Annotated in this window: 14 protein-coding genes; 1 reads left to right on the forward strand and 13 read right to left on the reverse strand. The window is 57.3% G+C overall.

Features of this window, described 5'->3' with window-relative positions:
• Window positions 1-45 precede the first annotated feature (45 nt).
• The 3 genes from ABOK31_RS31670 to ABOK31_RS31680 form a co-directional block, all read right to left on the reverse strand.
• Window positions 46-1,068: an ABC transporter permease gene (locus tag ABOK31_RS31670; protein ID WP_349961608.1), complete on the reverse strand. Its 1,023-nt coding sequence runs from the start codon at window positions 1,066-1,068 to the stop codon at window positions 46-48.
• Window positions 1,052-2,572, reverse strand: coding sequence for a sugar ABC transporter ATP-binding protein (locus ABOK31_RS31675; protein WP_349961610.1), 1,521 nt, complete (start codon window positions 2,570-2,572; stop codon window positions 1,052-1,054). Before ABOK31_RS31675 ends, ABOK31_RS31670 begins: the two co-directional genes overlap by 17 nt.
• 150 nt (window positions 2,573-2,722) lie before the next feature.
• The gene (locus tag ABOK31_RS31680; protein WP_174173743.1) at window positions 2,723-3,709 is read right to left on the reverse strand and encodes a sugar ABC transporter substrate-binding protein; all 987 of its coding nucleotides are present in this window, start codon (window positions 3,707-3,709) and stop codon (window positions 2,723-2,725) included.
• 328 nt (window positions 3,710-4,037) lie between these two features.
• Here ABOK31_RS31680 and ABOK31_RS31685 point away from each other — a divergent pair, with 328 nt between their 5' ends.
• Window positions 4,038-5,045 carry a LacI family DNA-binding transcriptional regulator gene (locus ABOK31_RS31685; protein ID WP_349961612.1) on the forward strand — a complete coding sequence of 336 codons (1,008 nt, stop codon included), beginning with the start codon at window positions 4,038-4,040 and terminating at the stop codon, window positions 5,043-5,045.
• Window positions 5,046-5,194: 149 nt separating this feature from the next.
• Here ABOK31_RS31685 and ABOK31_RS31690 read toward each other — a convergent pair whose 3' ends face one another.
• From ABOK31_RS31690 to ABOK31_RS31735, 10 genes are all read right to left on the reverse strand, one after another.
• The gene (locus tag ABOK31_RS31690; protein WP_349961614.1) at window positions 5,195-6,520 is read right to left on the reverse strand and encodes an AraC family transcriptional regulator; all 1,326 of its coding nucleotides are present in this window, start codon (window positions 6,518-6,520) and stop codon (window positions 5,195-5,197) included.
• Window positions 6,521-7,283: 763 nt separating this feature from the next.
• On the reverse strand, window positions 7,284-7,781 hold the full coding sequence (locus ABOK31_RS31695; protein WP_174173741.1) for a DUF995 domain-containing protein: 498 nt from the start codon (window positions 7,779-7,781) through the stop codon (window positions 7,284-7,286).
• A gap of 30 nt (window positions 7,782-7,811) precedes the next feature.
• Window positions 7,812-8,759, reverse strand: coding sequence for a glycosyl hydrolase (locus ABOK31_RS31700; protein ID WP_174173740.1), 948 nt, complete (start codon window positions 8,757-8,759; stop codon window positions 7,812-7,814).
• 17 nt (window positions 8,760-8,776) lie between these two features.
• The gene (locus ABOK31_RS31705; protein WP_174173739.1) at window positions 8,777-9,313 is read right to left on the reverse strand and encodes a DUF995 domain-containing protein; all 537 of its coding nucleotides are present in this window, start codon (window positions 9,311-9,313) and stop codon (window positions 8,777-8,779) included.
• Window position 9,314: 1 nt separating this feature from the next.
• Window positions 9,315-10,727 (reverse strand): UDP-glucose/GDP-mannose dehydrogenase family protein, encoded by a 1,413-nt coding sequence (locus ABOK31_RS31710; protein ID WP_349961616.1) that lies wholly within the window; start codon window positions 10,725-10,727, stop codon window positions 9,315-9,317.
• A gap of 38 nt (window positions 10,728-10,765) precedes the next feature.
• Window positions 10,766-12,595 (reverse strand): glycosyltransferase family 2 protein, encoded by a 1,830-nt coding sequence (locus tag ABOK31_RS31715; protein WP_349961618.1) that lies wholly within the window; start codon window positions 12,593-12,595, stop codon window positions 10,766-10,768.
• Complete coding sequence (galE, locus tag ABOK31_RS31720; RefSeq protein WP_349961620.1) at window positions 12,592-13,578, reverse strand: UDP-glucose 4-epimerase GalE; 987 nt, start codon at window positions 13,576-13,578, stop codon at window positions 12,592-12,594. The genes ABOK31_RS31715 and galE overlap by 4 nt, the downstream gene beginning before the upstream one ends.
• Entirely contained in the window at window positions 13,578-14,591 is a 1,014-nt protein-coding gene (locus tag ABOK31_RS31725; RefSeq protein ID WP_349961622.1) for a UDP-glucuronic acid decarboxylase family protein, read from the reverse strand. The genes galE and ABOK31_RS31725 overlap by 1 nt, the downstream gene beginning before the upstream one ends.
• 577 nt (window positions 14,592-15,168) lie before the next feature.
• Entirely contained in the window at window positions 15,169-15,507 is a 339-nt protein-coding gene (locus tag ABOK31_RS31730) for a hypothetical protein (RefSeq protein WP_075855018.1), read from the reverse strand.
• Window positions 15,508-15,524: 17 nt separating this feature from the next.
• Window positions 15,525-16,079 carry an ATP-binding protein gene (locus ABOK31_RS31735; RefSeq protein WP_349961624.1) on the reverse strand — a complete coding sequence of 185 codons (555 nt, stop codon included), beginning with the start codon at window positions 16,077-16,079 and terminating at the stop codon, window positions 15,525-15,527.

The following is a 16,079-nucleotide window of genomic DNA, read 5'->3' on the forward strand; positions in this document are numbered from 1 at the left end:
TCGGTTTTGATGGACTGCACAGCCTTGCTCCGAAGAGCCGCTTCGTCAGCGGCTCTCCAATATCCGCATCAGCCGGCCGCGATAGCTGTCGAGAATGACGGCGAGCACGATGACGGCGCCGATGACGATCGGCTTGATATTGTCGTCGGCGCCGAGTAGCTGCAGCCCCGTGGACAGCACCTGCAGAATGCAGGCGCCGACCAGCGTCCCGATGATCGATCCCTTGCCGCCCGAAAGGCTTGTGCCGCCGATGATGACGGCCGCGATCGCGTTCAATTCATAGCCGATCCCGGCGACAGGGCTTCCGACATTGAGGCGGAGCAGGTAGACCATGGCCGCGATGCCGGCGGTCAGTCCGGAAATGGTGAAGACCGCGATCTTGTATCGCTTCGGCTCATGACCTGACAGCCGCACAGCCTCCTCATTCGTCCCGATCGCAAAGACGAAACGTCCAAACACCGTGTAGCGCAGCACGAACCAGCCGATGAGGACGACGACGATTGCGATCAGGAAGATCGACGGAAAGACGCCCCAGAAAATCAGATTGCCGAAATCGACGAAGGGTTGCGGCAGGCCGGTGATGGTGGAGTTGTCGCTGACGACGCGCGCGAGGCCACTTGCGACGTTGAGCATGCCGAGCGTGACGATGAAGGATGGAAGTTTCCACTTCTCGCAGATCCATCCGTTGATGGCACCCAGGACCGCGCCAGCACCCATCGAGGCGAGCGATGCGAGCGCGATCGCCTGCCAGGGAGAAAACCTCGGGTCGATCATGATCGTCGCGCCGATGACCGTGCAAAGGGCAAGCAGCGATCCGACCGAAAGATCGATGCCGCCCGTCAGAATGACGAAGGTCATGCCGGCGGCAAGCACCGTATTGATGGCGATCTGCACGAAGATCTTCAGGAAGTTCTCCGGCGTCGCGAAATAGGGCGCCGTCAGCGAGAAGAAGATCAAAATCAGGACGAGGGCGATGGTGACGCCGGCCTCTTTCATCGAGATCCGGATGAGCTTGTCCCAAGTGCTGGTCTCTTTCGCTTCGCTCGTCTTTTCAATGTTGCCGGACACGACTGTACTCCTTGTAGGCGAGTGAGAGGATCCTGCTCTCGTCAAATTGCTCCCGAGGTATTTCCCCGGCTATCTTGCCGTCCGAGAAGACGATGATGCGGTGGCAAATGCCCATGAGCTCCGGCAAATCCGAAGACACGACCAGGACGCCTTTTCCCTCGGCGGCGAACTTCCAAAGAAGCTCGTAGATCTCCGCCTTGGCACCGACGTCGATGCCGCGCGTCGGCTCGTCGAAGATCAGCACTCTGGGGCCGCGAAACAGCCACTTGGCGATGACCACCTTCTGCTGGTTGCCGCCCGAAAACGTCCTGACGGCCTGATGGATGGAGGGTGTCTTGATCCTGAGTTCGCGCACCAGGCGTTGCGAATGGCCGTCTTCCAGCTTGCGGATGATCAAGCCGTTGCGGGAGACCTTGCCAAGATCGGTTATGGTGGTGTTCTCGGCGCAGCTAAGGTCGAGCATCAACCCTTGAATCTTGCGGTCTTCCGTTGCCAGGCACAGTCCCGCAGCGACCGCATCCTTCGGCGACGTGATATCGATCGTCTCGCCGTCCACACGGATTTCACCGGCAGCCTTGGCGTCGGCACCGAATATGGCGCGAACCGCCTCGGTGCGGCCGCTGCCAACAAGCCCGGCAATGCCGACGATTTCTCCCTTGGCGACGGAAAATGACAGTTCCGGGCTGTTGCGCGTCACCTTCAGGCCGGAGACGCCAAGCGCCTCGCCGGATATGGTGCTGTCGCCGCGGAAGGCGTCGTGCTGGGCGAGTTCGCGCCCGACCATGAGTTCGACGATTTTCGGAATTCCGAGCCCTTCGAGCGGCCGCGTGATCACGTGCTGTCCATCGCGCAGGATGGTCACATTGTCGCCCACCTCGAAGATTTCCTCGAGCCTGTGCGATATGTAGAGCGTGGTGACGCCGCGCGCCTTCAGCCGCTTCAGAATCTCAAAGAGGCGATCAACTTCCTTGGAGGTCAAGGTCGCCGTCGGTTCATCGAGGACCAGAAGCTTGCTTTCGTTGGAGAGCGCCTTGGCGATCTCGAGCAGCTGGAGCTGGGCGACGCTCAAGCTGCTGGCAGGCGTCGTCGGCGCCACGTTGAGGCCGACTTCCGCCAAAAGTTCCGCCGCCCTGGCGTTCATCTGCTTGTAGTTCACCAGGCCGTATCGGCGCGGCAGATGCTCGAAAAGCAGGTTCTCGGCGACAGTGAGATTGGAAAGCGGATGCAGTTCCTGATGGATGACCCGGATGCCCGCCTTGAATGCCTCCAGCGGCGAGGACGGATGATAGGCTTCGCCGTCAAACAGGATGCGGCCGTCGTCCGGCTTGAAGACGCCGCCAAGCAGATTGATCAGGGTCGATTTTCCGGCGCCGTTTTCGCCGAGAAGAACGTGACCCTTGCCGCGGCCGATCTTTATGGAAACATCTCTCAGCGCCACGACACCCGGAAAGCGCTTGCCTATTCCTTCCAGCTTCAGGATGGAATCATCTGCTGTCTCTGGCATGTCCACCTCATGCGCGTTTTTGTTTCGAATTGGAGAGGGCGACCTTCCTCGCGCTGCCGCTCATCCTGAGCGGCCGGCAGGAGACCGATCGCGAAGCGGATGCGCCGGCATTTGCCGACGCATCCTTGTTCGCAAGACCGATAGTATCGGCTATTTGAGATCCTTGGCGGTGACGAGGGTGACATCCGTCTTGACCCAGCCGGTGAACTTTTCTCCGGCATATTCGCGAAGGCCGTACTTGATGCCCATGGCCGCCATTTCCGCGCCATACTGCTCGACGGTGGCAAGCATCTTGCCGTCCTTGATCAACGGCTTGACGGACGGAATGTTATCGAAGCCGACGACCTTGATCTTGCCCGCCTGACCTGAGGCATCGAGCGCCTTGACGACGCCGAGGGCCATCGAATCATTGGCGGCCATGACGCCCTGAATATCCTTATATTTCGTCAGGAAATTCGTCATGACGGTATTGGCTTCTTCGGTTTCCCAATGGGCGGTCTTGCTATCGAGAAGCTGAAGCTTGCCGGCCTTGATGGAATCCATGAAGCCTTCCTTGCGCTCCTTGGCGTTGTCGGCCTCAGGATTGCCTTCCAGGATTACGACTTTTGCGCCGGGACCCAGATCCTTGGCAAGCGCATCGCCGGCAAGCTTGGCGCCGGCAGTGTTGTCGGGGCCGAAGAAGGCGAGGTCGATACCGGCGGCCTTCTTGGCGTCGGCATCGAGCGGCACGTCGATGTTGATGACCTTCACGCCGGCCTTCACTGCCTTGGCAAGCGGCGTTGCCATCGCCTTGGAATCCGCCGGTGCGACGACGATGATGTCGTATTTCTGCGTCACGAAGTTCTCGACGGCATCGACCTGCGAAGCGAAGTCACGCTCGTCCTTCATGCCTACGGCCTTGAAGTCGAACTTGTCCTTGTTTTCGGCGGCATACTTGTCGGCGCCGGCCTTCATCTGCTTGAAGAACTCATTGGACAGAGACTTCATGATCAGCCCGACCTTGGGCTTGCCGGCCGCAAAGGCAGGCGACACGCCGCAGGACAGCGCAAGCACCAGGGTGCCGGCAAGTCCGAGTTTCAGCGCCGCACGCCGCTGCGCATTGATGAAGGCGGATTCATGCTTTTTGGAATTGGACATTTCTCTCCTCCCGAACGGTTCTGGGCTCAGCTCCACCTGAGTTGTCTGCGACAATGAACCGTTTCCACACATATTGGGTAGCATGCCATCGGGAATTGTCAAGGCGCCGTGATATGTGCTGAAAGCCAGCTGAAATTGTAACTTTACCAGTATTGGAAGATAGGTATGATGAACCGTTTCCATTTGGCGCAGCATTGTTCTTGCGCCGTGGAGGATCAGCTTGAGATGAAGCCCTTTGACTAAGGCGGGAGAGACCATTAGCTGAGTGCCTGTATCAGGCGCTTCCAAGGTGTCTCGGAAGGTGAAATGAAGGGATATTGGTTCCGTTATGCCAAAGGTTGGAATTCGAGACGTTGCCAAACTGGCGGGAGTTTCCACCGGGACCGTTTCACGAGTTTTGAATGACCATCCTTCCGTGACGGATGAATTGAGGGCGCGGGTCAGAGGCATCATCGAAGAGCTCGGTTATATGCCTGACCCATCTGCCAGAAGCATGCGCAGCAAGGTCAGCCGCCTCATCGGCATCGTCATTCCCGACCTCACCAACCCGTTTTTCTCGGAACTCGTCCAATTCACCGAACAAGCCGCGGCGCGACACGGCTACAACATCATCGTCATGACCTCCTTTGACCATGCGGCCAAGGAGGCGGACCGGATCGGCCAGCTGACAAGTCGGAAGGTGGATGGCATCATCCTTGTTCCCAGCAACGATTTCCATACGCTCAAGCTGCCGAAGGGACTGCCAATCGTCATTGTCGATCGCCTCCTGCCGGGATATTCCGGCATCGCCGCCGATCATCGCAGTGGCGTGCGTCTCGGCGTCGAGCATCTCGTGAAGCTCGGCCATCGCCGCATCGGCTTCATTTCAGGTCCGAAAGACTCCGTTCCCGCCAATGATCGTCTCCAAGGCTATCTCGATGCGATGAAATTGGCCTGCGATGGCGAACAGAATGCGGTGCCGCTGATTGCCGAAGCGGCTTTCGACTATGAAAGCGGCCGGTCCGCCGGAAACTATCTTCTCGCGCGCGCGCGCCACGAGCGCCCAACCGCCATATTCGCAAGTTCCGACCAGCAGGCGATCGGCTGCATGCGAGCAGCCCATGATTTGGGAATCCCAATCCCGGCTGCCCTCTCCATCGTCGGCTTTGATGGTATTCCGCTCGCAAGCATGACAACGCCACGCCTGACCACCGTGAAGCAGCCGATTCGGGAAATAGCAGCAGCGGCGGTCGCTGTTTTGTTGAGCAAGCAGGATGCCCCGGGACTCGGCAAACCACTCTTGTTGGCCTGCGAGATTTCGGCAGGGGAAACAACGTCTTCACCGCAGCCGGATTAAAAGGTGGTGATGTCGGTGATTGTAGATGGCATCACATCTGAATATTGATGAGCTGCATGCATCCTTCTATCCGCATGTATTGCCGCGGATATATCTTCAGCACTCTCTGAACGTGTCGAACTGTCTTGCCGCTGCGTAGCTTGTACCGGTCAAATGCCGAGTGTGTTAAGCCAGCCGCTGAAGGTGGATGTCTCCGTCATCCGTGGTATATGCTCCACCTTGCATTCTCCGGTATGCCTGCGGACTTCGCTTGGGCTGTAGCCGAACTCGTGCGTGAAGGCTCGGCTGAAGTTGGCTGCCGATTCGAAACCGAGATTGCTGGCGATATCTGCAATTTTCTGACCATTGCTCAGGTCGGCAAGTGCTGCGCGTGCAGCAAGAAGTCGTCTTCTGCGCACGTAGTTCAACACACCACCCGATGCCTGGAACAGTTCATAAAGCCTGGTTCGGGAGATTGCCAATTCACGGCTTAACGCTTCCGGAGTTAGATCCGCTGATCCGAGATTGCTCTGGATAAAGCGACGAGCTTTCGTCATCAGTCCGATCTCGGAGCTGCGATCGCCGGTCGCATGACCATCCACCAGCGGCGTGACGCTATGAAATATCATCTCTTGCAGCTGGTTGCGTACACCGTGCAGATCGTCCCTTGTCAAACGATCGAGGTTCGCTTCGAGAAAAGCGATGTAGTCAGCCAGCAGCTTGACGCGTGTGCCCCCCAGGACAATGTTGTTGCTTGCTCCGGGCAGCCCGCCGTGATCGGCAAACAGATCGCAAGGTAGAATGAGGGAGACGGATTGCGCGCTAATGGTGCGGCCGTAAAACGGGCAGCCCAGCGCCCGGATTTCCATCATGCCAGGCTCGTTTTCCACCACATGCCCATTGACGCTGGTCCATGTCTTGCCGGTGCGCAGGAAGGTGATTTGCCAATGATCTATGGCGCTGAAGCGGACTTTCTCCGGAGAGCGTTCATAGCTGAAGGCTGGCGTTTGTTGCTGGATGAGAAGCGCCCCTTCAAGATTCCAGACGGTTTGACTTGCTGCAAAACCATCTCCACCCTGAGCGCTTTCGGGAAGATAAGCGTCAATCAGTGGTGCCATACGCTCTTTCCAGGCCGAAAATTGCCGACCTGGAGCCTCGTTGGAGGTGGAAAATGGCAGCGAGACCAGCTCCGGCAGGTCAGTGGCGTTGCCGCAGAGCGGAGCCTCGGAGATGCGAGGCCACCGTCGCCGTTCGACAAAGGCTGGTTGCTCGGAGGTCGTCCCGGTCTTATTCCAAATCATCGCGGTGGCCTTTCGACAAAGCATGCCGGATTGGCTGATGGAGCTCGCGGCGTCCGTGCCGTAGGCGAGCATAAGCGCCGGTACCCGTTGGGGTCGAGCAATGCGGCGCAAAAGCGGGCCATGCGCGGAAAACGCAAGCCCCTGTCGTTGGCCGTTTTCTCCAAACGTCGCAAAACAGCCCGAATTTGAGTCCATCCGACCGCGCGTAGATCAGTGGATAGACGTAAAGGAAGCCACCGCACGGTATCGTGGGACATGAATTCCGGCTTGTAGCGTATGTCGGCCGACGAACCAAAGAAGTCTGTGGATGTCTGAGCGAAGGCTCTGTGCATCCGTGGAATGTCGCGCCAAATTATAACCGCTGCAGGCCGCATTGTTGCAGATCCCCGCCCGAAGGCCGTGAGGGGAAATTAAGCAGATTTCGTTAATATTTTCAAGATATTTATAGAAGTCGCTTAAATATTTTCCGCTGAAATACACGAAGCAAACTTGTCAAGGAGAGTAACTTATGGGTTTTAGGAAAAACTCTTGCAATCTATCCATTCGCAATCGTCGGATTGGTGTTTTTTTATCGTCAATACTTGCAATTGCATCTTCGGTAGTCATGGCTGAAAATGCAAATGCTACCGAGAATGCACATGTAAAGAATAAGACTGTTCAGCTGTATATGAAGAAGTATCAAAAGAACAACGTCGTCTTCTATAGCGGAAGTTCGCTTTCCAAAACGACTTCGATTTCCGCCGAAGATTACTTCAAGGGTTCTCCCTATATCTGCACGCCAAGCGGATTTGGAAGAACGTCGCATTGTTACAATCGCAGCGCATTTTGAGCTGAGCTGGCCAATGTCGCGCAGTGCGCGCGGCAAAGAATAGGGGCTTTCCCAGATAGCGGTTCGACGAACAGGTGAGACGCATGCCGCCCGCTATCCAAGTAAAAGCCCCTATGTTAGTATTCGACTTCAACCGGGCAAATGTCTGCGAACATAGTCGCCCGGCCGCAGTTTCAGAACTTCGTCATCGTGTTTAATCGGATTATGACGGAACACATACCATTTTCCGCCTGATGCTCGTTTCTGATAGATGATCCCGGCCTTCTTGCGATGCAGGAAGCAGGATACGTTGGGTGCGGCACTTTTCTTGCTGTACCAGACGGCGCTCATGCAGAGCCTACCGCGATCGGTCGCATACCAGATGCCCTTGGCGTAGGATTTTTGAGCGCCCGTGTGCGACCAGGCCGTAAATCGACGGTGATGACGAGAAAAGAAGCCGGCCCCGTCCTTCCATATCCAGGAACGTCCCGAGTAGAGCTTTTTCAGTTCCTTGGCGCTCATCGGCATGGCTTGATGTGCCGCACGCGCCGTCATGCGATCGATTTGATGTTGCGTCGCCGCGCTCGCGGTGCCGACCAGCAGCATCGCGAACATGGCATTCAGGATGATGAAACGGAACCAAGACATGTGTTTCTCCTCAACCTTTCATCATCACGGTCAATTCAAGAGGGGCGGTGTGGCAACGCGCCAATCCGGCCTGCCCAGACCATCCGGCCAGGGGTACACTTCACGGTCGTTGAAGTAGACCACCGCTTGCAGGTCAGGGAATTCGGAATGCGGCTTGTTGGCTTCTTCGGCCCATGCGTGAACGTAGGCCTCATTTCCCTGGTAGCCCAATTCCGCGATCACGATGGGTTTCTTGAAGCGCTTCACACGATCGTAGCCGGGTTTGGTCGCTTCGACAAAAGTCGAATCCCGCCCGAGCTTGTGCTGATCGAACGGCTGGTAACCGAAGACCGACAGCCCGACGACGTCGACGAATGAATCCCCGGGATAGTAAGCCTCGAGCCCGTCCTTGCCCATCGGCGACCACATGTATTTTGCCGTGGGAAGGCTCTTGCGGCAGACGGTGACGGCGTGCCTATAGGCTTTCACGTAATCATCCGCTTTCCAGTAGGCCCAGGTGAACTGCCCGTTCTTCTCGTCCATTTCCTGAGCCCAGCGAATGGTGACGGGCGCATTGAGCTTGGCGGCCGCAGAGCAGATCGCCGTCATGTTGGCATCGTAGTGACCTGCCAGAATTCCGTTGAGAAGATCGGTCGGTGTGACACGCCAGTTGCGGGCCCATGACCAGGGCTCGATGGTAATCAGCAGTGAACGCCCGCGCTTGCGAGCATAATCGTCTGCCGTGCTCAGCGTCGACAGATCGACATCTTCCCAAGGCAGGAAGAGGTGTTCGATCTTCGGATTGGGGTCATTGGAAAAGTCCCCGTTGGGATCATAGGCACCCGCCGGCAGCGATTGGGGTGTGATGATCGGCCTTTTGTCGTTGAAGAGAGGCCGGGTCTCGGCCCTCGCGTCCAGACCGTTGCTGGCAGCGTATACGCCTCCGCAGAGGGCGCCAGCCGCAAGCAAGGCCGTCGTTAGTTTTGATAGAGTTTTCATCGCATTGCCTCCTTCCTCTATTCGGTCTTGCGGACGGTCAAAGAGGTCTTCAAGGCCTCCAGTCGTTGTGAGACCAGATCATCGGCGATCAAGTTTGTCGCCTCATCGGTTTTCTTGGTGATGGGATGGCGAAACACGAACCATGCTCCGCCAGTCTCGCGTTTCTGATAGATCGTTCCATCGAGAATGCGATGGATGAAGCACGTCTTGGCCGGAAACTGGCCGTTTGCAGCATGCCAGGTTGCGTCAAGACATAGGCGGCCGGTGTCTGTCACGACCCAGCGGCCCTCGGCCCAGGACTGTCCGCCGGTACCATCGACCCAGGCTGAAAACCGTCGGTCGGTATTCTGCATTCGGCCCGCGCCATCGGGCCACCGCCAGCTTTTGTCGTGATAGAGCATGTAAAGCTCGGTTGCCGTCATCGGCCTTGCGCCGTCAGGCACCTTGGTGGTTGTCGCGGCTGCGGCCGCATTGCTCCCCGCTGCAAGTCCAAGCACGATCGCACATGCCAGCGATGCTGCAAGGACTGGGGAGGTCTTCCTTGATGGTTCCATATTATTTCTCCCGCATTGTGACTGGGACGAGCTTTGGCGTTGCCGCCTTCACGGCTCGCTGTCGGTTTCGTCGTTTGGCAATGTCACGCAGGCTGCTATGCGTGCTTGCCGACTTGCCTATGGCACAGACGCGAAAGCCGATCTGCCGGGCGGCCTCCGTGTCCAGCGCATTTCGCAGATCTATGAGAACAGGCTGGCGCAGCTTCTGCTTGAGCTGGGCCAGGTCGATCTTTCGGATGGCGTCCCATTCCGTCATGACGACGACGGCATCCGCATTTCTTGCGCATTCATAGAGGTCCTCGTAGAAATCGACGCTGCTGAGGACCTTTGCCGCATTCTCGATGCCGACAGGGTCATATGCCCGGATGTGGCCGCCCAGCCGCTGCAGAGTTTCGATGAGCGGCACGGACGGCGCATCGCGCATGTCATCGGTATCGGGCCGGAAGGTCAGGCCGAGAACGGCAATCGTCAGGCCTTCAATATCGCCGCCGAGTGCCTTGGTGACCTTGCGTGCCATGCGCCGCTTGCGCGTCTCGTTGACGGCAAGAGTTTCTTCGACGATACGCAGCGCCACGCCATGGTCCTGCGCCGTCTGCAATAGTGCGAGCGCGCTTTTGGGGAAGCATGAGCCGCCATAGCCGGGGCCGGCGGCAAGGAGGCTTGCCCCGATGCGCTTGTCGAGCCCCATGCCGAGAGCCAACTCTCCGACATCGCTGCCCATCTCCTCGCAAAGATCGGCAAGCTCGTTGATGAAGGTGATCTTCGTGGCGAGAAAGGCATTGGCAGCATGCTTGATCAGCTCAGCAGTCCGACGCATCGTGACGATGACAGGCGTATTCTGCCGCTCGAGCGGGACATCGTAGAGCTCGACAAGCCGCTTGCAGGCCCACTCTTCCTCCACACCGAGAACGATGCGGTCCGGAACTAGAAAATCGTGCACCGCAACGCCTTCGCGCAGAAACTCCGGATTGGAGGCGACGGCGAAGGTGCCTGCCGTCCGGGCCGAGCTGATGATCCTGTGCACGGCGTCGCCGGTTCCGACCGGCACCGTCGATCTTATCACCACAACGCTATCGGTCGAGATAAGCGCAGCAAGCTCGCGTGCTGTCTGGTAGATGAAGGAAAAATCAGCATCTGCTTGGCCTGGATGCGGCAGAGCAGCGATCGCTATGAAGACGATAGCTGCGCCTTCGACTGCCTTTGCGATGTCGCAGGTGAAGTCCAGCCGTCCTGCGGCATAGTTTCGTTCCACCAATTCGTCGAGACCCGGCTCGTAGATCGGCATCCTGCCGTGACGAAGAGCGGCGATCCTATCGACGTTCTTGTCCACACAGACGACACGGTTGCCCCATTCGGCGAAGCATGTGCCGCTGACCAAGCCCACATATCCGGTTCCAATAACAGCTATCTTCATGTGCGTTCCCGCCAATAGCGTCCTTCCCGTCATGAACCTCAGTTGTCCGTGTCACTCACGTGCCAGTGTGGATTGAGCACCATTCTGTGCAGTCCACGCCCGCCAATTCCTGCGCCCGCCACCGAAAAGCGGTTGTCGAACAAGACGTAGCCGTCGGTGTCCCAAATCAGTGATTGTACTCCGGCACGGCCATGCTCCATGATGCCGACAAATGGCAGGGCAGTCAGAGCAAGCAGAGCGCTGGCGAGCGCCGGCCGATAAAAGCGCTTGTTTGTGCTGAGCGTGTTTTCACGCGCATGCTGGACGATGATGACCAGCAGCAGCAAAGTGTAGATGGCGGCGTTCATCGTCGCGAAGATATAAAAGCCGCTACTCTCTTCCGCGCTGACGGACAACACCGGCAAGATGGAGATGAGAGAGAGCATGGCATAGGGTGCAAGGACCCGGAACGGTAGCGGATCGACATCCGACGTACCTTTCGGCGTGACACGGAAATCCACGAATGATCCGGTCGCCCAATCGCGAATGGCCGCTAAAGCTCCCACAAGCGCCCACGGCCAGCGGGCAAACAGGAACAATGTCATCTCCCAGCTCAAGATCCTGGCATCGACCGGTCTGAACGTATGCGTGCTACGCCAGCGATAAGCGAAGAGGATCAGCAGAACGGATTGCGGCACAAAGTGCAGCAGGAAGTCGGGATAAGAGACATCGACGAAGGTCTTGCCTCTGCCAAGCGCGATGATCGGCATGATGAACATCAGCGCCATGAAGAGCGAGAAGAGGGAATACCAGAGCTGCGAAAACAGGAACTGTATCTTGAGGCGCAGAGGCAGCCGTTTGATCAAGTTCGGCGAATATTGCAGCAGGATCATCATCAGGCTGCGCGACCACTGAAACTCCTGGGTGATGAGATCGGTAAAAGTGCGTGGGCCATCGCCATGCGCAATGGCATCGAGCGCATGAATGCCACGCCAGCCATGTGCATTCATCATCAGCGTGGTGGAGTGGTCTTCCGCCAGCTCTGGCCCCAGCCCACCAATGCTCTTGAGAGCCTTGGTGCGAACGGCATAGTGCGAGCCGATGCAAAGCGGCGACAGCCCGTGATTGAAGCCGGCCTGAAGCGATCCGTGCATGCTGGCTTCCGCATAGAGACGGCCGCGTGCAGACCAGCTTTCACGGGCATTTTGATCGCAGATGCTTGGCGCGGATACATAGCCGACCGCCGGATCGGCGAAAGGGCGAAGCATCTGGAAAAGATAGCCTTGTTCGGGCACGTGATCGGCATCGAGCTGCACGACGTAATCATAGCCTTCATAGCCATAGTGATCGTAGAAGAAGGCAAGATTGCCTTCTTTGCAGCGGGTGCGCCGCGGCCAGGTCTGGCGGTGATAATCTTCCCGTCCCTTCCGGGTGGAAACCTGGACGTCATGCTTGCGGCACCAATCGAGCGTCGACGGTGACGGATCTTCATCCGCGAGCCAGGTGTCGTGCGGCACCTCCTGTGCCAGCATGGCACCCAACGTCCGGGCCACCACGGCAAAGGGCTCCGATGGTGCCTTGGTTACCACCATGGCGATGCGGCTGCCGGCGGGTAGCCGCAATTGTCCTGTCGGCTTTTCGGCGCGAAAGAAGACGATGATGAAATAGGCCGGAATGATCGTCACCCAGGCAAGCACCAGGGTCAGCAAGACCGATCCCATGGGGTCGACATGGTGTGCGGGCGTAAGCCACCAGCTCCAGAAATAGACAAGTGCCGCAAGCCACAGGGTGGCACAAACGATATATTCCGCGCGCTGGCGGCCCTGCAGGATGGGCGTCATCAGCGCCCTGTCCTTCATTGCTTCAGTCCGTGTCCGGATCGATGTCATGCTCGCATCTCCAGCCCGAAGAAGGGAGCTGCGGTCCGGATGATCGTTTCGATGTCCGAATGCAGAGCGCGGAAGCCGAGCTTTTCGGCAGCAAGATCCGAAGCGGCATAAAGGGCAGGCGGATCGCCCGGTCGCCGCCTGCGCATGGAGACAGGAACCTTGCGCCCGCAAACGCGCTCGATCGCGCCGACGATCTCCTTGATCGACGTGCCGTGCCCGGTCCCCAGATTGACAGCGAGATTGTCGCCGCCAGCCAACAGATATTCGACTGCCAGGACATGCGCCCTGGCAAGATCCAGCACATGGATATAGTCGCGCACACAGGTGCCATCCGGCGTGTCGTAGTCGTCGCCATAGACTTCCAAGGTTTCGATCGCGCCGGCTGCCGCCAGCAATGCGCGGGGAATGAGATGTGTTTCGGGATCATGCCATTCGCCGAGCTCCCGCTCCGGATCGGCGCCAGAGGCGTTGAAGTAGCGCAGCGCCACATAGGAAAGCCCGTAGGCCGCCGAATAGTCGCCAAGCATATATTCGGCAATCAGCTTCGTTCTGCCGTAGGGATTTATCGGTTGAGGCGTCTCGCATTCGCGGATCGGCAGTCGGGCCGGAATTCCGTAGATCGCGCAGCTCGATGAAAAGATCAGCTTATCCGCTTGCGTGCGGCGGCATGCCTCCAGAACCGACAGCGTGCCGTTGACATTGTTGGTGTAGTATTTCGCAGGATTTTCGACGGACTCGCCGACATAGGCCGAGGCGGCGAAATGTATGACTGCCGCGGGCCTGTGGTCCTCGATCGCCTCAACAAGACGGGGCGTATCGAGAATATCTCCTTCCACAAAAGGCCCCCAGCGCACGGAGGTCAGGTGGCCCGTCGAGAGATTGTCATAGACGACGGGCTCGAAGCCCTGGCGATGGAGAAGTTTCGCGGTGTGGCTGCCGATGAAGCCGGCGCCACCCACGACGAGTATTTTTTGCCTGGCCATCACGCAACCTCGAAAAGCTCACTGCTTGGACGAACCAGCTGGCGTTCGAAGTAGGCGATGGTGGACTTGAGCCCATCCGCCAGGGCGACTGATGGTTCCCATCCCAGTTCGCGTTTTGCGATGGTGATGTCGGGCCGGCGCTGGCGCGGATCATCGATCGGCAAGGGTTTATGGACGATCTTTGAGTTGGAGCCGGTGATGGCGATGACCTGTTCGGCAAGATCACGCACGGTAAATTCCGCCGGATTGCCGAGATTGACCGGCGTATGGATGGACGTTTGGTCGGCCATCAGGCGAACGAAACCATTGATCAGGTCGGCAACATAGCAGAACGAGCGCGTCTGGGAGCCATCGCCATAGACGGTGATATCCTGGCCCTTCAGTGCCTGGACGATGAAATTGGAAACGACGCGGCCGTCGTCGGGGCGCATGCGCGGCCCATAGGTGTTGAAAATGCGGGCAATCCTGATGTCGACGCCGTGCTGGGCGTGAAAGTCACGGAAAAGCGTTTCGGCGGAACGCTTGCCTTCGTCGTAGCATGAGCGGGGGCCGAAGGAATTGACGTTACCCCAATAGTTCTCCGGCTGCGGATGCACCAGGGGATCTCCATAGATCTCCGAGGTCGAGGCCTGGAAGATGCGCGCTTGGTGAAGTGCTGCAAGCTCCAGCAGATTGAGCGAGCCGAAAACGCATGTTTTCATCGTGTGGATCGGATCGGCCTGATAGTGCGGTGGAGATGCCGGGCAGGCCAGATTGTAGATCTCGCTGACAGGCAGATCGAGGGACGCTATGACATCGTGGCGGATAAAGCTGAACGTATCGTAGCGAAGCAGGTGCCATAGATTATCCATCCGCCCGGTTGAGAAATCATCCACGCAGATAACTTCGTGACCATCCTGCAGAAGTCGGTCGCAGAGGTGTGAGCCGAGGAACCCTGCGCCTCCCGCAACAAGAATCGTACGTCTCTTCGTATTTTTTGGAGCTACACTTGCAGATTTGAACGCTATGCCCATCAAACCCTCCCGGTAATTTAGACACGCAGCCGAGTATTCAGGGCGAAGTAAGACTTCCGCCCCTGTGCAAGGCTTTTACAACTGGGAATTATTGCTGCAATTTACAGTTATAGTTTACTAATGTTTAACTATGCTGTCGTTATCAGGGAATGCAGAAGTTTTACATTCTGTCCATTTTTATGGGCGCAAGTATAAGTGCGGAAGACGAAAATAATATACGTTAAATTATTTGGATATCCGTCAATTATTATTCAGAAATTGATATATACTTTTATATTTGAAGATAGATAGAGTATATTTTTGAATATTGTAATTTATGCTCGCTCGGAAAGGCCGATAGGCGTAAGGGGGAGCTAACCGAAATCCGGTTTCCAACAACCCGCGCAATATGTTGTGCCACGACGCGCCTCTTTTCCAGCAAGCTTTCGTTGCCCGAGCGCGGCGCAACAGCGACAAAAGCGCAGTGGCTTATCTGAGATTTTGTAGGCGGATATCCCCATAAGCCGAATGTCCGAGCGGATGAACTCTCGGACACCCTGAGGGAGCACCCAGGATCAGCGGCGTGAGCGTTTGCGGCCTAGGTCAGGCGCAAATCCAGGCGTGGATGCAGCTTTTTCAGGTTTGGCAACGATTTCATCTGCCAGGGAATTTGCGAGGAGCCACAGACGGTGAGGTGGATATCCGGATGCTTGCGTGCCTCTATCGTCAGTTTGGCAAGCAGGTTGATGCCGGAAGAATTCAAGAATTGCAGGCCGGTCAGATCGAAAGTTGCTTTGCCTCCACCCCCATGAAGGATCGTTCTGGCCAGATCATAGACCGGCGCATAGGCGTCGGGACCAGCCAGACGCATGGTGCCGTCAAAATATAAAGTACTGCCTTCGGACCAGACGCGGAATGCTTCTTCTTTGATTTCCATAAAGGCCTCTCGCGGGTTCACGCCGATGAAATCGCCATCGCGGCATAGGTTTGCAGTCTAATCCGCTTGTGCGGACCATCCTCATCGAAATGCCAGGCCAATTGAACCTGGTAGTCGCTCATCAAGGTCAACAGTCCTAACCCGGATGCATCGTCGCCGGCAAGAACGCTTGCCTCGATCTGCTCTATCAGGAGATCGCCGGGATCACCGGCCGTAACCCTAAGCAATAATTGCTGGAAACGGTCAGTCGCTTCACGGTCGATCAGGTTCACGATCCGCATCCTGAAATGATGGGCATCTCTCAGCGCTTCGATAAGGATCTCGCCCGAGGCGCGGAACTTGATGGAATTTTCGATGAGCTCATTGGTCAGATAACCGATGTCGTGCCGCACCGTCTTGTATTGGCGCTCCGAGTCACGGAAACCGAGCGCCATCGTCTCCGCGATAAAGTCGGATGTCATGGCCGAATGGCGCCATGCCAGATGAAGGGGGCCGTCGAGCAGGCGAATGCGAAGGGCATTGGTGCCGTCGAACGAAACCAGATGTTCCTTGCCGAAAGTTGCTGTTGTCAT

The organism is Rhizobium sp. ZPR4 (genome assembly GCF_040215725.1).
In the GTDB taxonomy this organism is placed as follows: Bacteria; Pseudomonadota; Alphaproteobacteria; order Rhizobiales; family Rhizobiaceae; genus Rhizobium; species Rhizobium rhizogenes_D.